Source organism: Streptococcus suis, assembly GCF_019794615.1.
Lineage (GTDB): Bacteria > Bacillota > Bacilli > Lactobacillales > Streptococcaceae > Streptococcus > Streptococcus suis_AI.
Genome location: NZ_JAIMDU010000001.1, coordinates 134,915 through 154,860 on the forward strand (window position 1 = coordinate 134,915; position 19,946 = coordinate 154,860).

The 19,946-nt window shown below is 37.3% G+C and carries 19 protein-coding genes and 3 pseudogenes; 7 read left to right on the top strand and 15 right to left on the bottom strand.

Features of this window, described 5'->3' with window-relative positions:
• Positions 1-291 precede the first annotated feature (291 nt).
• Positions 292-1,257, top strand: coding sequence for a peptidoglycan recognition protein family protein (locus tag K6V43_RS00700; RefSeq protein ID WP_261311737.1), 966 nt, complete (start codon positions 292-294; stop codon positions 1,255-1,257).
• Positions 1,258-1,369: 112 nt separating this feature from the next.
• Here K6V43_RS00700 and K6V43_RS00705 read toward each other — a convergent pair whose 3' ends face one another.
• Positions 1,370-2,686 carry an FAD-containing oxidoreductase gene (locus tag K6V43_RS00705; protein ID WP_222381086.1) on the bottom strand — a complete coding sequence of 439 codons (1,317 nt, stop codon included), beginning with the start codon at positions 2,684-2,686 and terminating at the stop codon, positions 1,370-1,372.
• Between the two features lie 193 nt (positions 2,687-2,879).
• On the opposite strand from K6V43_RS00705, the gene K6V43_RS00710 reads away from it, so the two are divergent.
• Positions 2,880-3,704 (top strand): PrsW family glutamic-type intramembrane protease, encoded by an 825-nt coding sequence (locus K6V43_RS00710; RefSeq protein ID WP_222381088.1) that lies wholly within the window; start codon positions 2,880-2,882, stop codon positions 3,702-3,704.
• Between the two features lie 191 nt (positions 3,705-3,895).
• On the opposite strand, the gene K6V43_RS00715 is transcribed toward K6V43_RS00710, so the two are convergent.
• Positions 3,896-5,566, bottom strand: coding sequence for a formate--tetrahydrofolate ligase (locus K6V43_RS00715; RefSeq protein WP_024397098.1), 1,671 nt, complete (start codon positions 5,564-5,566; stop codon positions 3,896-3,898).
• A 198-nt stretch (positions 5,567-5,764) separates the two neighbouring features.
• On the opposite strand from K6V43_RS00715, the gene K6V43_RS00720 reads away from it, so the two are divergent.
• The 4 genes from K6V43_RS00720 to K6V43_RS00735 all read left to right on the top strand — a co-directional run bounded on the left by K6V43_RS00720 (position 5,765) and on the right by K6V43_RS00735 (position 9,366).
• On the top strand, positions 5,765-6,460 hold the full coding sequence (locus tag K6V43_RS00720) for a phosphopantothenate--cysteine ligase (protein WP_222381089.1): 696 nt from the start codon (positions 5,765-5,767) through the stop codon (positions 6,458-6,460).
• Complete coding sequence (gene coaC / locus K6V43_RS00725) at positions 6,453-7,001, top strand: phosphopantothenoylcysteine decarboxylase (RefSeq protein ID WP_024403784.1); 549 nt, start codon at positions 6,453-6,455, stop codon at positions 6,999-7,001. The genes K6V43_RS00720 and coaC overlap by 8 nt, the downstream gene beginning before the upstream one ends.
• Positions 6,988-7,557 (top strand): ECF transporter S component, encoded by a 570-nt coding sequence (locus tag K6V43_RS00730; RefSeq protein ID WP_222381090.1) that lies wholly within the window; start codon positions 6,988-6,990, stop codon positions 7,555-7,557. Before coaC ends, K6V43_RS00730 begins: the two co-directional genes overlap by 14 nt.
• Before the next feature lie 90 nt (positions 7,558-7,647).
• Positions 7,648-9,366 (top strand): phospho-sugar mutase, encoded by a 1,719-nt coding sequence (locus tag K6V43_RS00735; RefSeq protein ID WP_222381091.1) that lies wholly within the window; start codon positions 7,648-7,650, stop codon positions 9,364-9,366.
• A gap of 143 nt (positions 9,367-9,509) precedes the next feature.
• Here K6V43_RS00735 and K6V43_RS00740 read toward each other — a convergent pair whose 3' ends face one another.
• Complete coding sequence (locus tag K6V43_RS00740; protein ID WP_222381092.1) at positions 9,510-10,424, bottom strand: magnesium transporter CorA family protein; 915 nt, start codon at positions 10,422-10,424, stop codon at positions 9,510-9,512.
• A 232-nt stretch (positions 10,425-10,656) separates the two neighbouring features.
• Here K6V43_RS00740 and K6V43_RS00745 point away from each other — a divergent pair, with 232 nt between their 5' ends.
• Positions 10,657-10,968, top strand: coding sequence for an ATP-binding protein (locus K6V43_RS00745; RefSeq protein WP_496108334.1), 312 nt, complete (start codon positions 10,657-10,659; stop codon positions 10,966-10,968).
• A gap of 126 nt (positions 10,969-11,094) precedes the next feature.
• Here K6V43_RS00745 and K6V43_RS00750 read toward each other — a convergent pair whose 3' ends face one another.
• From K6V43_RS00750 to K6V43_RS00805, 12 genes and pseudogenes are all read right to left on the bottom strand, one after another.
• A complete protein-coding gene (locus tag K6V43_RS00750; RefSeq protein ID WP_496108333.1) occupies positions 11,095-12,057 on the bottom strand; it encodes a DNA/RNA non-specific endonuclease in 963 nt (320 codons plus the stop codon).
• A gap of 294 nt (positions 12,058-12,351) precedes the next feature.
• Positions 12,352-12,627, bottom strand: coding sequence for a YciI family protein (locus tag K6V43_RS00755; RefSeq protein WP_024392801.1), 276 nt, complete (start codon positions 12,625-12,627; stop codon positions 12,352-12,354).
• A 722-nt stretch (positions 12,628-13,349) separates the two neighbouring features.
• Entirely contained in the window at positions 13,350-14,969 is a 1,620-nt protein-coding gene (locus K6V43_RS00760; protein WP_222381094.1) for a PD-(D/E)XK nuclease family protein, read from the bottom strand.
• Between the two features lie 581 nt (positions 14,970-15,550).
• Positions 15,551-15,727, bottom strand: coding sequence for a hypothetical protein (locus tag K6V43_RS00765; protein ID WP_222381095.1), 177 nt, complete (start codon positions 15,725-15,727; stop codon positions 15,551-15,553).
• 30 nt (positions 15,728-15,757) lie between these two features.
• The gene (locus K6V43_RS00770; protein ID WP_222381096.1) at positions 15,758-16,096 is read right to left on the bottom strand and encodes a type II toxin-antitoxin system RelE/ParE family toxin; all 339 of its coding nucleotides are present in this window, start codon (positions 16,094-16,096) and stop codon (positions 15,758-15,760) included.
• Entirely contained in the window at positions 16,089-16,382 is a 294-nt protein-coding gene (gene relB, locus K6V43_RS00775; protein ID WP_024397468.1) for a type II toxin-antitoxin system RelB/ParD family antitoxin, read from the bottom strand. Before relB ends, K6V43_RS00770 begins: the two co-directional genes overlap by 8 nt.
• Before the next feature lie 65 nt (positions 16,383-16,447).
• Positions 16,448-16,595 (bottom strand): annotated as a pseudogene (locus K6V43_RS00780) (terminase); the annotation flags it as partial.
• 414 nt (positions 16,596-17,009) lie between these two features.
• Positions 17,010-17,819, bottom strand: coding sequence for an ANT(9) family aminoglycoside nucleotidyltransferase Spw (locus tag K6V43_RS00785; protein WP_002294509.1), 810 nt, complete (start codon positions 17,817-17,819; stop codon positions 17,010-17,012).
• Positions 17,820-17,950: 131 nt separating this feature from the next.
• On the bottom strand, positions 17,951-18,478 hold the full coding sequence (locus tag K6V43_RS00790; protein ID WP_002294507.1) for a phosphoribosyltransferase family protein: 528 nt from the start codon (positions 18,476-18,478) through the stop codon (positions 17,951-17,953).
• Between the two features lie 43 nt (positions 18,479-18,521).
• Positions 18,522-19,385 carry an aminoglycoside nucleotidyltransferase ANT(6)-Ia gene (locus tag K6V43_RS00795; protein WP_002294505.1) on the bottom strand — a complete coding sequence of 288 codons (864 nt, stop codon included), beginning with the start codon at positions 19,383-19,385 and terminating at the stop codon, positions 18,522-18,524.
• A 32-nt stretch (positions 19,386-19,417) separates the two neighbouring features.
• Positions 19,418-19,825 (bottom strand): annotated as a pseudogene (locus K6V43_RS00800) (methyltransferase domain-containing protein); the annotation flags it as partial.
• Positions 19,825-19,946: pseudogene (locus K6V43_RS00805) on the bottom strand (23S rRNA (adenine(2058)-N(6))-methyltransferase Erm(B)); the annotation flags it as partial. The pseudogenes K6V43_RS00805 and K6V43_RS00800, both read right to left, overlap by 1 nt.

Below are 19,946 nucleotides of genomic sequence, written 5' to 3' on the forward strand. Positions count from 1 at the left end.
AACACCTCCAAAGTGTGATACCTTATTGTAACATGGAAAAGGCTGTGGTACTAAAAATTCAACTATATTTTGTTCAATCATCAGTAAAAAATAATATTTCTTTCTTAACCATTTGGAAACAAATAAGTGAACAAATTGGTATTTGAGTAAGATTGTTAAGCTCATATCATACCTGTCCTCACATGAGTCTACAAATATGAAAATACCTGCTCATCGCTCTACCTGTTCTTCCAATCCGTTTTCTACTCATTTTTAAGACTTTATTAATGTTCTATTGGTATTCTATTAACCATGTCATACCAGAGAAAAAATCGAAAAAAATCAGTTACTACAAAGCAAGTTACTATCACACTAGCCATTTCTGTCATAGCCATCACTACTTTAGTATTTTTCTTCAATCAAATCCAACCTGCAAATGCTGCTGTAGTTATGTTAAATAATCAAGTCACCAACCAAACTGCTCTAGTAGCTGATGAATCTTCTGTTCGTGTTTATACAGATCTTCAAAGTATGGAGGAACAGAACCTACCTGCAAATAGTCAGGCAACTATCTTAGAATACTTTACATTGGAATCAGAAAATGAATCAAGTTTATTTGCCACAATTGATGTTGATGGCGAAACATTTTATATCCCAGCTGCTCATTTGGAACTAGTGCAAACCAACGAAATCAATCAGTATATTGCTCAGTTAGGTTACCCTCATGTTGATCTTACAGAAGATATTGTGGAAACTTTTGAACAAGAATCCTACGCAACGGAATCTGGTGACCCAATCGGCGTAATCATTCATGATACTGGGGTCGAATATTCAACCATTGATAGTGAAGTGACATATATGATTGATAATTATGATGAATTGGGTGTTTTTGTTCATAGTTTCATTGACAATGACACAATTCTAGAAATTGCTGATGCTTCATACAAGTCGCAGGGAGCCGGTCCAAATGGCAATTCTAGCTATATTCAATTTGAAATGACCCATGTTTATACACAAGATGATTTTGCAATGCAACTGGCAAATGCTGCATATTATACTACCTATATGTTACACGAATATCAACTTCCAGTGACAGTTGGGGAAGAAGACGGAAGCGGGACTGTTTGGACACATGAAATGGTTTCAGAATATCTAGGAGGCACCGACCATATTGACCCAACAGATTATTGGGATTCCTCTGCGGCAGAATTATTTGACACTACCTATGATGTTGACGATTTTGTTCAGTTGGTCCAATCGTATTACAACATGATGTAAATAATTGCTAAACATTTAATTTACTTGCTAGATTAATTCACACAAAAACAGATGTTCACCAAGCAGCGAGCATCTGTTTTTCTATTGTTCAGTATCTAATACACCCGACTATTTAAAAATGAAAGACATCATTCAAATTCTCAGCCATAGTTGGATGGGTGAAAATTTGTGTTTTGAAGTAGGTATAAGGGATTTGGTTGTCAATGGCCATAGCAATCAAGTTAATCAGCTCCTCTGAATTGCGACCAAAGAGAGTCGCCCCCAAAACAAGCTTACTTTCCTTATCCACGATAACCTTGAAAATACCTTTGAGGTCATTATTGACATGGGCACGTGGCATATTGGCAACAGGCAATTCATTGGCAATGTAGTCGTAACCTGCTTCCTTAGCCTCCTTCTCGGTCAGACCAACACGAGAAAGCACAGGCGTGATAAAGACGCTGGTTGGAACAGACTTACGTTGGCTCAAGTTATAAGTTCCAGTCCCAGTCAACTTGCCGAAGACGATACGGAAGTCGTCTAGGGATGTGTAAGTGAATTGTGGACCGCCATTGACATCACCCACTGCGTAGACACCTGGAACAGTGGTTTCACAATAGTCATCCACCTTGACAGCACCATTTTCCAAAAGCTCAATCGCCGTATTTTCCAAGCCCAAGTCAGCTGTGTTTGGCACACGACCTGTCGCATAGAGGACGGCATCAAAGACTGTCGTTTCACCATTGACCGTCAGGGCAACCTGCTCGCCCGCAGTTGCGACTTGCTCTATTTTCGCACCCAATACGAAGGTCACGCCTGCTTCCTCCATATACTCCTTGGCTAGCTTAGCAACCACTTCCTCTTCTCTTGGTAAAATAGCAGAGCTGGCTTCATATACCGTCACCAGACTACCGAGTTTACTGTAGAGTCCAGCAAATTCCAGTCCAATGTTGCCTCCGCCGATAATAGCCAACTTATCAGGACGAGTTTCCAAGTTCTGAATACCTGTACTATCATACACGTGAGCTGTATCCAACAAACCTGGAATTGGAAGCACGCGCGACTTAGCACCTGTATTGATGACAATCGTTTCCGCAGTCAGTTGGATGGATTCCTCACCAGCAGATACTTCCACAACCTTATCCGCCACAAAACGCGCGTGACCTTGATACAAACTAGCACCACTGCCTTTCAAGACTGCCTCGTTTTTGTTCCGCAGGCGAGTAGTGACGGTTTCCTTTTGCTCCATGACCTGCTCAAAAGTCCAGTTTTTATCTGCTGCTACTAAGAGAGTCTTGGTTGGAATACAGCCGATATTGATACAAGTCCCGCCAAACATAGCAGGATTTTCCTCTACTAAGGCAACCTTCTTCCCAGCTGCTGACAGCTTCCCTGCCAAGGTCTTACCAGCCTTTCCAAAACCAATGACTACTAAATCATATTGTTCCATAGGATGCTCCTTTTTTCTGTTTACTCTTAGTCTATCAAAAATGTATCAATTTAGCATAAAACTGCTACGCTGTGAAAAAATTGAAAGAACATGGCAAAAAATGTTCGGAAAAACCGATAATTACTAGACAAAACTTTTTTTCTTTGTTACAATGTACTCATGCATTAGTTGATTAATACAGAAAGGACACAACATGAAACAGCTACTTCATTCTTGTAAAGCCTACTTCCCTATCTTGCTGGCAGCGATTGGATTTGTCAGTGGATGTAAAATTGTCTTCGGAGAATTTGGAAAACCAAATGGTATGGAGGATAAATACCCTCTCTTCTTCCTAACGATTTCATTAGTTGTAATTTATCTACTTCCCCTTCTCTTTCTCACTCGCTACTTGGCTAAACACTATCATATTTCCAAAAAAGTTACAAATCTATCTTGGCTACTTGGTTTAACTGCTGGTATGGCATTCTCAGAACTTGGTCACATGGCCGTAGGCTACTTTTGGATTGAGATTGTTAAAGCAAGTGATAACTTTAAAGCAGATTGGGGAGCTGCAGTCTCCGCGCCATTTGCCGAGGAGTTTGGTAAAGGTTTAGTGGTTCTACTTGTCTTACTCATCTGTCGAAAACTAACCCTAAAACATGCCATGGTTAGCGGGATGATTGCCGGTCTTTGTTTCCAATTAATCGAAGATTGCATTTTTACCTTCCGTGATATGTTCATGGGTAAATTAGATGGATTCGAAACCATTATCGAGCGCGTTGGTCAAGCTGGTTGGACCCATTGGGTATTTACAATGCTCTTTGCAATTGGTCTAGTTGCGCTATTGACTAAAGATTCAGGTATGTCAAAAGCACAAGGAGCAGGTTGGCTATTTGCTAGCATGGGACTGCACTTCCTGTTTAATTCTCCCTTCAATACAGGTATCCTCAGTACAGTATTCCCAGTAATGAGTATCTTACTTGGTTTGCTTGCCTATCACATGGTAGATAAACTCCCTGAAGATAGTTATTTGAATTAGCTTTGATACTGCTTGCCGTACTCTACGAAAGTGACTTGTTCCGCAAGTCCTATTTCCAACCTAGAACAGCCCATTAGGCTGTTCTAGATACCTACACCTCAGTTCCTTATCTGAAGGGTCTTCATTCGAGTATAGAAGTAAAAGTATGAATATAGAAAAAATCCGCGTAAAAAGCGGATTTTTTGTGGCTCTTAGAACAATCCAATTGCAGTGCCGTCTTCTGCTACATCCATATTAAGTGCGGCAGGTGCCTTTGGTAAGCCTGGCATGGTCATTACGTCACCAGTTAAGGCAACAATGAAGCCAGCTCCCAATTTTGGAACAAATTCACGAACGGTGATTGCAAATCCAGTTGGAGCACCCAGTGCAAATTGATTATCTGAAAAACTGTATTGGGTCTTGGCCATGCAGACTGGCAATTGATCCCATCCATTCTTGGCAAATTCAGCTAGTTGATTTCGTGCTTTCTTCTCAAAGACAACACCTGTACCACCGTAGATTTCTGTGACAATCTTAGTCACTTTCTCTTCTAGGCTATCTTCTGATTTGTAAAGGCGTTGGTAGTTTGCAACCTGATTTTCAATTGTTGCAACAACTGTCTCAGCTAACTCAACACCACCATCAGCACCATTTGCCCAAACACTTGCCAATTCAACTGGTACACCGATTTCAGCACACAGTTCTTTCAAGGTTGCAATCTCATCAGCAGTATCTGATACAAATTCATTAATGGCTACAATTGCTGGAATACCAAATTTCTTAATATTTTCAACGTGGCGTTTCAAATTCGCAAAACCAGCTTTCACAGCCTCTACGTTCTCAGCAGAAAGATCTGACTTAGCTACACCACCATGCATTTTAAGGGCACGAAGTGTCGCTACAATTACCACAGCATCAGGTGCTTTTGGAAGGTTTGGAACTTTGATATCTAGGAATTTTTCTGCGCCAAGGTCTGCACCGAAGCCTGCCTCAGTCACAGTATAGTCAGCCAAGCGCAAAGCTGTTGCAGTTGCAAGCACTGAGTTACAGCCATGAGCAATATTCGCAAATGGTCCACCGTGAACAAAAGCTGGCGTGCCATAGATGGTTTGGACAAGGTTTGGCTTGATAGCATCTTTCAAAATGAGAGTCAAAGCACCTTCCACCGCCAAATCACGCACGTAGACAGGACTGCGATCGAAACGATAACCAATAACAATATTTGCCAACCGTTCTTTCAAGTCATTGATGTCTGTCGCCAAACACAAAATCGCCATGATTTCAGAAGCTACAGTAATATCAAATCCATCTTCACGAGGAATACCATTGAGCGGACCACCCAAGCCAACAGTTACCTTACGAAGAGCGCGGTCATTTAAATCTACAACGCGTTTCCAGATGATACGGCGTTGGTCAATACCTAATGCATTTCCCTGATGGAGATGGTTGTCAATCAAGGCTGAAAGAGCATTGTTTGCTGTCGTAATGGCATGCATATCGCCAGTAAAATGCAAGTTGATGTCTTCCATTGGCAAAACTTGCGCAAAACCTCCACCTGCAGCGCCACCCTTGATCCCCATCACTGGACCCAATGAAGGCTCGCGTAATGCAATCATGGTTTTCTTTCCAATTTTAGAAAGAGCATCAGCCAAACCGATGGTAATGGTTGACTTACCTTCACCAGCTGGCGTTGGGTTGATAGCTGTTACTAAAATCAACTTACCAGGCGCATTTTCCTTGACTGCATTGATTTTATCGAAAGACAATTTTGCCTTGTATTTTCCGTAAAGTTCAATATCATCAAAGCTGATACCAACTTTTTCAACGATTTCTGTGATTGGTTTCAAGGTTACACTTTGTGCAATTTCGATATCTGACTTCATAACTTCTCCTATTTTCCTTTTATATAGATATAGTATAGCATAGATTTCATAAATCATGTATTATTTCAATATCATTGGTTTAAAACGTACGTATTTTACTCGTCTTATTTCCAATATAAATGATATATTTGGCAATTTCCTAATTGAAAACGGTCTCTAAAACTTTACGAAAAATAGAAATTTTAGTAAAATATGAACATGAAATTATTGATTACTTCTGGTGGGACTAGTGAAGCCATTGATCAAGTCCGCGCCATAACAAACCACGCCTCTGGTCATTTAGGAAAATTGATTGCTGAAAAAGCCTTGGATGCAGGGCACGAGGTTACTCTGCTTACGACGAAACAGGCTGTTAAGCCAGCGCCTCACGAGCGGTTAACCATTGTCCAGATTACCAATGTAGAGAGTTTGAAAGTTACATTAGAACCTTTGGTCAAAACACACCAGGCTCTCATCCATAGTATGGCTGTCTCTGACTATACACCTGTTTACATGACTGGATTAGATGAACTTAAAAATACGGATGACATTTCTAGCTTGCTGGATAAGCAAAATACAGAAAGCAAGATTTCCTCCAATGATGAGTATCAAGTTCTTTTTCTGAAAAAAACACCCAAGGTTATATCCTATGTTAAGGAATGGAATCCGACTATCACGCTGATAGGATTTAAGCTTTTAGTTGGTGTTCCAAAGGAAGAATTATTTGCGGTGGCACGTCAGAGTATTTCGCGTAATGGTGCTGATTTTATCCTTGCAAATGATTTGAACGACATCAGCGAAAAACAGCATATTGGATTTTTAGTGAGTCCGACTACAGAATTGCTGGCAAACACAAAGGAAGACATTGCCCAGCTGATTTTAGATACCCTAGAAAAAGGTGAACAAAATGGCTAATATAACACTTGCCGTGACAGGCTCTATTTCAGCCTATAAGGCTGCTGATTTGACCAGTCAATTAACAAAACTTGGCCATAAGGTGACCGTGCTCATGAGTCGCTCTGCTATGGACTTCATTACTCCACTTACACTTCAATCACTGTCCAAAAATCTTGTCCATACTGATGTCATGGTGGAAGAAGATCCAAGTCTCATTAAACACATTGATATTGCAAAAGAAACGGATTTATTCCTAGTTGCGCCAGCTTCAGCCAATACCATTGCAAAATTGGCCCACGGTATGGCTGACAATATTGTTACGGCCACAGCATTGGCTTTGCCAATTGGAACCCCAAAATTGATTGCCCCTGCTATGAATACAAATATGTACATCAATCCTGCAACACAGAAAAATTTGAATACCCTAGTAGAGTATGGATTTGAAGAAATCAAACCACGGGAAGCTCTACTCGCTTGTGGAGATTTTGGAACTGGGGCCTTGGCTGAGGTAACTGATATTTTAGAGAAAGTGAGTAACACTCTTTATGAAAAAAAATAGATCAACTCAAATTGCTACAATTGCAATCTTCTTTGCTGTCATGATTGTCATCAATATATTGAGTTCAATTATTTTTAATATATTGCCTGTTCCAATAAAACCCACCATCGTACATATCCCAGTCATTATTGCTTCTATTATATACGGCCCACGGGTTGGGGCTTGTTTAGGGGCTCTCATGGGCTTGATGAGTATTACCCATAATACTATCATCAGACTACCAACTAGCTATCTTTTCTCCCCATTTGTTGAAAATGGTAATGTTTATTCAATCATCATTGCAGTTGTCCCTCGTATATTAATCGGGATTACACCTTATTTCGTATACAAATTAATGAAAAATCGCCAAGGATTATTTATTGCTGGTGCAATTGGTTCAATGACCAATACTATTTTTGTACTTGGAGGTATTTTCTTCCTCTTCTCCTCTGTCTTTGATGGAAATATTCAAGCAATGTTAGCAACCGTTTTAGGTACCAATTCAATTGCAGAAATGATCATTTCTTCTGTATTAACTGCAGCGCTTGTTCCAACTTTACAGAAAATTCAAAAATAAATATCAGAAAATTACGTGAAAGCGTGATTTTTTCTTTCAAAAATGGTATAATGAAAGCGTTTAATAGAAAAATTTTAAGGAGACACTACAATGACTTATCAAGAATCCTATCAAACTTGGCTCGACTTTGCTGATCTACCTGACTATTTGCGCGAAGAATTGGTCGCAATGGATGAAAAGACAAAGGAAGATGCATTTTACACAAACCTTGAATTTGGTACTGCTGGTATGCGTGGTTATATCGGTGCTGGTACAAACCGCATTAACGTATTTGTTGTCCGTCAAGCTACTGAAGGTTTGGCCAAGTTGGTAGAATCCAAAGGTGAAGAAGCTAAACAACGTGGTGTTGCTATTGCTTATGATTCACGTCACTTCTCTCCAGAATTTGCCTTTGAATCTGCTCAAGTTTTGGCAGCACATGGTATCAAATCATACGTCTTTGAAAGCCTTCGTCCAACTCCTGAACTCTCATTTGCAGTTCGTCATTATCATGCTATTGCTGGTATTATGGTGACTGCTAGCCACAACCCGAAAGAATTCAACGGTTACAAAGTATATGGGGAAGACGGTGGACAAATGCCACCAGCAGACGCAGCTGCTTTGACCGACTATATCCGTGCCATTGAGAATCCATTTACAGTTGAATTGGCTGATCTTGAAGCAAGTAAAGAAAATGGTTTAATCACTGTTCTTGGTGAAGAAACAGACGTAAAATACCTTGAAGAATTAAAAGATTTGAGTATCAATCCTGAATTGATTGCTGAATATGGCAAAGATATGAAGATTGTCTACACACCTCTTCATGGTACTGGGGAAATGTTGGCTCGTCGTGCTCTTGCACAAGCTGGTTTTGAATCTGTACAAGTCGTAGAAGCTCAAGCGACTCCAGATCCTGATTTCTCAACTGTTGCTTCTCCAAACCCAGAAAGCCAAGCCGCTTTTGCATTGGCAGAAGAACTAGGTCGCGAAGTAGATGCTGATGTTCTTCTTGCAACAGACCCTGATGCGGACCGTGTTGGTGTTGAAGTACGCCAAGCAGATGGTTCTTACTGGAACCTTTCTGGTAACCAAATCGGTGCTATTATCGCCAAATATATTTTAGAAGCTCACAAACAAGCGGGCACACTTCCTGCAAATGCTGCCCTTGCTAAATCAATCGTATCAACAGAGTTGGTTACTAAGATTGCTGAAAGCTACGGCGCAACCATGTTCAACGTCTTGACAGGTTTCAAATTCATTGCTGAAAAAATTCAAGAATTTGAAGAAAAACACAACTACACTTACATGTTTGGTTTTGAAGAAAGCTTTGGTTACCTCATCAAGCCATTTGTACGTGATAAAGACGCTATCCAAGCTGTTTTAATCGTTGCTGAGATTGCTGCCTACTATCGTTCTCGTGGCATGACCTTAGCTGATGGTATTGATGAAATCTTCAAAGAATATGGCTACTTTGCTGAGAAAACTATTTCAGTTACTCTTTCTGGTAAAGATGGTGCAGAACAAATCAAGGCTATCATGGCTAAATTCCGTGATAACTCACCAGAACAATTTAACGCAACAGATGTCGCAGTCTTTGAAGACTTTGCCCTTCAAACCAAGACTGACAAAGATGGAAATGTTGAAAAACTCACTACTCCTCCATCTGATGTTTTGAAATATACCTTGGCTGATGATTCATGGTTTGCAGTACGCCCTTCTGGAACAGAACCAAAAATCAAATTCTACATTGCGACTGTCGGTGAAACACTGGCTGAAGCAGAAGAAAAAATCGCTAATATCGAAAAAGAAATCAACGAATTTGTTGGTTAAGTCATAACGATCAAAGTTACCTAAAATAAAAAAAACGACCGTACAGGAACTATTTAACGTAGTTCTGTAACGGTCGCTTTTTGTCTTACTTGTTTGAATCATCAAAAATATTAGTTTTTGATGTCCACTCTTATTTAGTTAGGTTAATTTTTTCTTGATATTAACCAGTTTAATATTGTAGTAATAGAAATGAGCAATACCAAAGATATTATTACAACCCAAATCCACGCTTGTGGCTCGTTTTGCCATGGCAACTGAACATTCATCCCAAAGAATCCAGTGATAACAGCAAGAACTGCGAGTAAAATGGATATTATCGTTAAGATAGTCAGGGTGTCATTCAAGTTATTGTTCAAGATATTATTGTAGGCACCAGAAAGTTGTTGTAGAATCTGAGAATCCAATTGTGTCATGGCTGCTAGCTGACGGGCTTCAATTAATGCATCATCCAGTTCTTCCAATTCAATGCTACCGAGTTTTTGAATATGTGGATGGTTCCGCAATTGCTCCAACACGAGCACATTTTGATTTCCTGCGGTAAGTAAATAGATTAATCCAGTTTCCAAGTCAGACAGTTCTAATAGCAGTTGTTTGGTCGTCCTCTTTCTCAACTTAGCATTGAGCGTATCTTTATCACGATCCAATTGATCCAAAACAGGGAAATATTCTTTGGAAGCAATCGTTAAGGCGGCAAATAGGAACTGTTGGCAGGTCAACACTGAATTATTCGCCAAATAGTTTTCTAGTTTTTCCAGCAAATAGGCATTTCTTGCATTAAAAATGGTAATAAATTGATTCTGTTGAACGATAAAGGCCATAGGGGTTGTTTCATAATAATTATCCTCTCTGGTTATATCAAGAAGATTAAAAATCAATAATAAGCGATCGAGTTTTACATTGTATTCTAAATGGGCCCGTTCATTTTTATCAAGAGCGTAAGAAATTAATTCATTATCTAAGTCATATTCATCTACTAACTTTTTATCAATGATTTCTCTCCCAGAATGGATAATAATCCAGCTCAGTTCGTTGTTGTTGCCAAAACGTTTTTCTATCACTTTCTGCCCTCCTATCTCTTGCTCTATGTATTATAGTTTATAAACATGTTTTTTACAAGTTTTTCAGTATGGTTAAATGGGATAAGGAGAAAAATTGATGCTAAGTTAGACCGATGACTACAGAAAATCTGTCACTTACCGATCTCATTTATGACATAACCTGGTCGCTACAAATCAACAGTATAATGAAAAATATTCAATTTGACATCGTTTTGATGCAGACTATATTGAAATCAATGCAAATGAAGAATATCTAGGTACAGCGATTTCAAATATTTTATGCAATGCTTTGCAATATGCTACAAGTAAGATGATCATCTCAATCGAAAGCTCATCTAGACCGCTAAAACTGACGATTTCTAATGATGGCGAACCAGTTTCAGATCAAGACTTGCCTCATATTTTTGAACGGTTTTATAAAGGAAAAGGTGGCCAAATGGGTATCGGACTTGCACTAACAAAAGAAATCATAGAAAAACACCATGGGAAACTATCCGTAAGCAGTACGGAAAGAGAAACATCGTTCCAACTTCTTCTACCATAGTTTGGTCTTATAGATTTTTCATACATATCATAAAACGCATAAAATCAAGTTTCATTCACATCGATTTTATGCGTTTTTTATATATTTTTATTTATTTCTCAAATTCTATCCAGAACAAGAGTTGAATTACTCTTTCGTCGTATGTCGTTTTCCTAGACTGAGTGCTTCCTCTTCTGACATTTCTTTTACTTTTGAAAAATTAGTATTGGATGGCATGTTTTCTTTTGAATACCAATAAACATCTGCACTTCCGTTCCTTGCAATATAAACAACAGCTGCCAGCTGAGTGGCTGGTTGAGATGCTTCTACACTCTCACTTGGTTGCGATTCAATCGCTGAGCTAGGAGAGGATGACTGACTACTTTCCTCAGTTGGAACTAGGGACGGTGTTGCAGTTCCTTTCAAGTAATCAATTGTGGCATTTTTAGAGTAATTCTCCAAAACGACTGTAGTAATTCCATTGCTATCTACAGATTCTTTTGAACCGCCGAGTTGGATATTGATCAGATTCCCTGACTCATCAAGACCAACATACTGAAGTACTACTTGACGTGGTATCAATTCATTTCCATTATAAATCGGTTTTACTTGATAGTCTAACCAAAAATTGGGATGTGTCGCCAACCAACTGTCCAATCGATTCTCATAGTAGAGCATTCCTTCACTATTACTGGCATCCGTCCCCTTATAATGACCGCTATTGGTCCAAGCAGTCAACGGAACCAGATTTTTCCCCTCATCTGTCAGGCCACTAAACTGATATCCTATCAGGTGTCCCCTATTAAATAACCATGACTTCTTGCCTTGATTCCCATAAGCTAGTTTATAGTTATGCCAACCGACAGGATTATATTTTATTTTGGGTTCTCTCCGTTTTTTAGGCTCATCTTTATCTTGTAACTGAATGTGAGCTGATGTAGCTCTACCTAGACTATCAAACTCTCCAAGAACCAGCTGTTTTTCCTTTTTAAAGGTAAGCAAGTTAAGGCTTGGGTAATCAATATTCGTTTGATTAGCATGGACTGGAATACCAGAAAAAATAGAGACCAAAATAAATAAGCAAATAATTCGTATCTTTTTCATAATCATAGGAATCCTTCGAAAACAATGACACATAAGGATATATTACAAATTGGATAGCAAATGAGGAGTGAACAAAAGTTTCCATCACTTACTTTCTCCGATACTCATAGTATATCATTTGGTATATAAATATATCAATAACTTATATCCGTTTTTTGTTTTTAGTATCAGATTTTTTATTGGCAAAAGTTAATAGAGGAGAGCATTGGGACACCGACCAATAACAGATGAAAGAGGTAATTAAAATGTTAGACATTTGCTTGACCACCCATATAACTGACTATTGATACCTTTACACCCTCAAAGTAGATAATGATTGTCTTTGTTGGCAACTTCTAAACTTCTTAATTCATAGGTTTTACAACCAGAATAGATAAACGGGTCACTTTCAGCAATCAAAATAGCCTGGTCATAATTGTCTGCGTTAAAAACAACCATACCACCAGGATAATCATGAAAAGGTCCACATAGAACAAGCTTATTTTCCGCATCCAGTTGCTTCAAATATTCAACATGGTCCTTAATCAACTGTTCAGTCAATTCATTCTTATTTGTCATTAAATACAAATAAAGCATAGTATACCTCCTTGTCGTTTATACTTAGTATCTGTTTTTGAAAGTAAATGCCTACAATCAACTGACTCTAGATAAACATATTCAGTTATTTCATTGAAATAAGAAAATTTTAAAACATTTTTCGTTCAGGACAGATAGGCCAGATTGATTTCCATAGTAGACTGGGAGTGGGAAAGAACTCAACCAGTCTAAAAAGAGTTCGTCAACAATTTTTCGTTTCGAGTTGTTGAGCTGAAACAGTCTATCCCCAGACTTCAATTTATGTGAGCTGACTGCCGTCAGCTTATATCTCCAACTTTAAAAGGTCTCCCAGACCTTTTAAACTCCCACCCCTGCACAGCTCCAACAGTCAGAGTAGTGACTGTTGGAGGTTGGAAATGAAGCGAACTCGTTCGCATCAGCCGTAGTGGTTAGATTTGGAGTGTGAAACACGAACTGCTGAGATTTGCTGTGCAAATCTTATCTCCTACCTTTAACAGTCTCCCAGACTGTTAAAGCCAATCAACCACTGCGCTGAGATGTTGACACGAACTCTGAGAAGCGAGGCTGGACTTTCTGCCCAGCCTCTATCAATCGCATGTTTCAAGTAAACGATACCTCCCATTTAAATGATGGAGAAACACCTTAACTTACTTTATTATTAGCATTTTTTCTCTTCATTTTAAATGATATATTTTTATTTTTGCATTCAATTTCAATCAACCTCTTTTATTTAACACACATTATGTAATCCCATCTGTTGCTCTTTTTTTGGCTTTGTAAATAGTATTTTGGAATCTTCTTTGCATTTCTTCCTCCAACTCATTATCATAGTCCATTGTATGCTTTTGCAGGGCATTTATAAAATCTTCAAAATAAGGAACATTGTCGTACAAGTCTCTATTTTCAAGAAAGAAATGATAGATTTCTCTGTAATAAACCACAGTATATTTTTCACCGCATGAAAACTTGCTCAAGTCAATGTGGTTATAATTGGGCGAAAAAATAAAGCAACTAACCGTTTTCTTAGAATACTCAGCATCAGTTGTAACAAATTGATAGTATGTTTTTAGTTGAGACTGGACTAGATTGCTGTATTTATCATGCCTATCATTAATACCATTAATGCTTGATTTTATTTTATTCTCGATTACGATAGCATTATTTTTATCACAAATGAGTAGGTCAATATTTTTCTTCTCTCTCTCAATGGTAAAATCAGTTTGTATATCGTTAGATAAAACTTTTCTTGCGAACTTAGTAAATGCAATTTTATTGATATTAAAAAAGTAAGCAAACATATTTGAAAAAGCTAGTTCACTATCTTCCTGCCTGATTATTTTCAGGAAATTAAAGTACGGGTTTGTTTGAGGTTCGACTACTTCGGACATTACTTGCGTCGTATTGGATTCTTCCCACAAATCTTCGTTTTCTATTATTTGATTCAAATCAATGAAAGACTCTGGCTTTTCTTTTTCGTTGTAGAATTCCCTTAATGTTTGCTTACCAAATCCTCTATTTGTACGAATGAAAAAAGTATTATCTCCGCTTACAGATTCATCGTCAGTAATATAAATCTGATTTTTCGGCCTAATAACTGTTTCAGCAACAAATGTAGTATATGCATTTTTTTCATTATCAAGACTGCCACGAAAGGAATTTTCATTAAATAAATCAACAAGACTTACTCCACCATAGGTCAATCCTAATGCAACTTGTCCTTCAAATCTCTTTTTTCTAGATAGTTTGTTGTCGGCAAAATCAAGAATCGTAATCCCCTCTGCTTTAGCTAGTACTTTATATATTTTCGAGGCAAATTTACGAACCAACAAAATAGTAAGACTATTTTCACCATGAGATAACTCTATTGTTCCTTGTGAGTTAAGGTAGATATAATTTTTTCCATCATCTGCTTTATAAAGGTTAATGATTTCATGACCTATATTAGTTCCCTCAGACAAATAGCCTCCAACATACATTTTATTTAAAATGATTTCACGACATGCTGTTTTTGGCTTCGATATGTCCTGGTGTTTAGTTTCAATAGGATTAATCAATTCTTCTGAGGACAAAAACATACGAAATCTCCTAAGATGAGATAGATAACCACTTACCCGCAATTTACTATTCCCTTTAGAATTCTCAGAGAGAGCTGTTATTAAGGTCTTCCTTGCTTCACTTTCAAAATCGCTAGCAGTCACTGTTCTCCAAAAAAGCTCTTTGCTTCCTTTTCTCCAAAGGTAAAATGTATCAGTATAAGCAGTGTTGATGGTCGCTTTAGAAATTTTCTGACGAAGTAGAAAATTTTTATATAAAGCCCGCAGTTCCTCATACGATAAGGCTTTCATACCTATTAAATCCAAAATATCCCTCCTTTATTTCTCTCCATCATCCTCAGCAATATCATATCATAGTATCATCCAGAATTTATCAAAATTAAATGAATCTGAATTCTCTCCAATAATTTTTGCTGGTTTTGTCAATATACAATCCAAATGATCACTACTGATGCACCGGTGCTCTTCTGTTTATACAAACTCGTTTTCAATTAATTTGAAAAATCAATAAGACAGAGCTACTTATTATCACTTATGTTCAATAATAGATAGGCCATTACAAGCAGAGTTATGCTCTCAGCATTTGCTGATAGGTTTTAGCTATATTTGGGGATTCAAATAACAAATCAATTTTTGATTTATCTTAAAAGCAAAACAAAACTGAAGCTCCAAAATTACTTCATTGTAGCCACAGTCTGTCGTACTCTAATTCTATTATGTCTAACAACCTTTTCTTCAATACTCGGACAGTTTTCAACACCAAAATATGTACTAAAAGCTGAAGAGATAGAAAATTTTATTAAACCAAGATCATTAAATCATCTAACCACCAGTTACTTGAAGAATCCTACTGTGTCATTCAATAACCTATTCAACAGCTAGTATTCTCATTTCGCCAATTCTTTAAATGCATCAAAATAAGGTGGTAATATCGAGATCTCAACTTCGTCCAAAGTTGTTTGTTCTACAATCGGTAATGTAACTTGTTTCATACCTAATAAACTTTGACTGTTACCAGATTTATTAATGGCGATATTATTTTTTATAACCACTGAAAATACCATATCCTTAATTTTCGCATAAAAAAATGGTCGTTATTTATTGAATAATTTAGCCCAATTTTGCTTAGAGTTCAAAATCCTTGCAACATAAACCTCATGATTATCAATGTGATAAAAAGCTAGATAATTCTCGATCGGCATATATCGGTACCGTTTACTATCATCTGTTAATTCCCCGTAACCACGACTAGACACCAAAGGACAAGCTTCAGGAAAGGTCTCTAGAGTTTCAAGTGCAGTTAGGATAAGGTCTAGTTTGCTGTCGGCAGATTGTTGACTGTAGAAATTCAGTAAAATATACTCATGAATCTCTCTTAAGTCCTTTTTGGCTTGATCCGTAAGGGAAACATGGTATCGTTTATGATTATTCAAGCCCAAATTCCTTTCTCACATCTGCCAAAGTTGTTAGTTTACCTTGCTCGATTTCTTGATGGCCGATTAGAATTTCCTTTTTCAAGTCCTCAAAAGCAACTTGATATTGCGTCTCTTGTAAATCACTGTTAACGAACTCTTTTGGATCAACCGCTCCAGTCGCAATTTTACGAAGAGCAGCATTGAAGATATCAGACAGAGTCAGCTTTTCATCTGCTAAAATTTCTTTAGTTTGTTTATAAAAAGTTGAATCCGCTCTAAAGTTGACGGGCTGTGTGCTTGCCATAGTTCTTACCTCATTGTAAAGATGATTTGTAAATACATTCTATCATGCTTACCTTCTAAATTCAACTAAAAACTCAATATTCCACGTTCATCATAAACACTTCCATTATTGATTTGATGACGAATACAAGGGTCAAGTCCTATTATGAATGCCACAATACCGTCAATTTTTGACTGAGTTTTCCTTATCAAACTTGATATTGCTAACGAAGTCTTATCTTGTGACCAACTTTACCTTTGTAGTTTTGATGTAGCACTGATGTGCTCAAACATCATACAGAACTTGGCACTGCGATATCTCAGTGCCATGTATCATCAAGTAAACAAATGATAGACAGGTAGCATTCTCAACCGGGGTTATTTAAAGATATTCTCTCGTTTGAGAGAAAAATTAATTTCATCCAAATTAATATCTACATCAATTGTCTGGTGGACTTGAAGTTTGGACAACAAACCGACTACTTCGACATGGCTCGAGTTGATGGCATTGATGTCTTAAGCTGATTTTTAACCCTTTCGTTCGCGGGAACGTATCAACGGTATTTTGATTATTTTTTAAGAAACTGATATATGGGGGAACATATCGAAGCAATCAATAATGCACATTAACAACTAGTCTTTGTTATATTTAAACTATTCGAAAAGGTAATTGGATATTAAGGGAAGACTCTATAGACTTTTTCATATGATTAACGAGTTCAGCCACCTCAGATTCCATTCCTTCCCACTTGTCAACACACTCTCCTAAATAAGCCTCTCTCGCTTTGTTGAGTAAAGTAGCATGCTCATCGGGTAATTGAGGTATCGCCCATTCAGCTGCCAGATCTTTTGAGCGAATTTCACCAGTAGATGCTGTCAGCCACATTCTGGCTAAAGTTAAAATCACATTGCGTTCGTCACCGTTAATGCTAGCTATCAACCCGGGCAACGATTCTTTAATTGCTTTTCGAATATCTGTCATTGGCACAGGCTCAATTACTTCTGTTGCCTTTGGTCCCAAAAGGTTAATACTATTTTTTCTTAGTTGTGCTAAAAGTATTGCTAAATCCGGATCATAAGTCGACTCAGGAATTTCTCCCTTTTCAAACTGCTCTCTTAGCCACTCGCCATACATAAATTCATATTTGGGGGGGAAATGCCAAGGGACAATATCCTTTTGATTTATGACCGTAACTTCAAGAGGCCTCATATCTTTTATGTTTCCTATTTTCCCAGATATAAGCATTAACCTATTTGTAAGATTCCTTCGAGTTTTTTCAGATAAACTTTGATTTGTTATTACCAAAATATCTACATCGCTATTCATACGTAAACCACCCATTACTGCCGAACCATACAAATACACCCCAATTAACATATTATCAAGTAGTTCCGCTATAGTTTTTAATGCTTGAATTGCTTCTTTCGGAATTTTTTTGTTACTTAAATCTATACTCAACTTCGATCTCCTTTCGTCTGAAAACTGTTTTTTAACGCCTCTTAAAATTTATAAAAAAAGAGTAAACATCTTTCGTTGTATTGTAAATTAACGCCATCCAAAATTTTGATTCAAGATTTTCTTTCGGTTTATTATATGTTTGAGCCAATATAAGCTACAAAACTGCTGTCTATCCATTTTTGAGTAACCTCATTTATATCAATCCCAATAGTAGCCAACCCAATAATGCTGCAATCCAATTTCTCTAACAAAGCTATTAAAGCCTTCATTTGAGAACCTGTCTCTATCCAATCATCTACAATCAAAACTCTTTTGTTCCTCACAATAGAACTCTTAGATATTTCAAAGCTTTTATCTTGACCTGAATAGTCGGTAAAATGTGTCGAAATAATCTCTTCTTTTGCGTATGGCAGCTTATCACCTTTTCTTACTCCAATAAACCCCACTCCAAGTTCTTTGGCTATGGCAGTGCCTAGTATCCATCCAATTGCTTCTGGGGCAGCCACATAATCTACTTTATTTTGAAAATCCAATGATAGTACTTTTACAATTTTATCAAAAACGGTTTTATGTGTAAAAATAGTTAGTAAATCATATTTTCCAATTGAGTTACGAGGTAATATACCTCTAATTTCATTTATAACATCAGTACTTTCCATACATTTACACCCCTTGCTTATGGTTAATAATCTTTGCTAATCTTTAAAAATAGTCATTTTCAACATATTTTTTATACATGTCCTCGGTATATCTTGTTATGTTCTTACCATACTCTGGATAATCAAACCCCAGTAGTTCTGCTACCTCTTTGGACACTTCCCTGAACAATTGGTGGCATATAAATAATGACTTCCAAATATTTTCATAGGAATCCATGCGATATGTAGATAATAATCTATTCCATAGATCTTCATCAATGTATTTGTTAATATACTTATAATTTTTCCCAACACTTAATGAAAATTCTGTCTTTATCCCAACCTTCCACGACATCATCCTAAGTAGTTCAAACCGTAGAATCTGGTTCAGATGATCGATTGCAAACAGTATCTCTTTGCGGCACAATCCTTTAATAACATAAGGTGTTACATTCCAAAATTCATTGCAGCAATCATCATACTCCCTTGCGCTTGGCTTTCTTACATGATAATCTATATCAGTCGGAACTATGTCCCTTTTAATTCTACAATCTTTATCAATTAGAACCTTTATTAATTTATCGCCCTTTAGGTAATTATCTAACTCTTCCAAGGGCAATAAGGTAAGATCAATTTTATTGTAATCATCAAATAGCATAAGATAGGAAAATCCCTTTTCTTCAGGTGGGAATAATTCCATATCCTCCGGCTTTTGCATCATTATTATATTCCCAAATTGATTAAGCCAGTCATCATTAGATATAAACGGTTCTATATCACTTACAAAATATGTAATATCATAATCCTGAAATTCATCTTTAGGTATATTAATATTTGCGCGTGACCCCTCAAGGGTCACAATTCGAATACGTTCATCCTGTTCTGCTAAAGAAAGTACTAAATCCATCATTTCTTTTTCTGATCTCATTTACATACTCCTCGTTTATTTTTTCTATATTATTACATCTTCTTTTTTGCCGATACAATCAGCATCATTGGGCGTCGCATTTCATCCGCCATCCCCGGAATATCCATCATGTTCTCTGGCGGCTGTGGCTCCACAATCTGATTTATTATAAAACTATTTGAAAGCAGTGTATTTAGATATGTGGTCAGTGTTCTATGATATTTTGTAACCTTTTCTTCCAAAAACATAGCTGTCCGTTTGCCCTCATAATAATAATTGTCCACCGGGAAATGCAGTATTTCTCCTTTTTCGTTATAATACCAGTCTTGTGTTCCATGAGCAGTAAAAACAGGATGTTCAACTGTAAAAACTAAATTGCCACCAGCCTTCAGCATCCTATATATCTTTTTTATTAAATTCTCATAGTCTGCTACATAATGAAACGCAAGCGAACTTAGTATTTAAGCAATTGCTTAATCGAGACTTGAGTGTGCAAGAGCAACCCTAGTGTTCGGTGAATATCCAAGGTACGCTTGTAGAATCCTTCTTCAACAATCAGATAGATGTCAGACGCACGGCTTT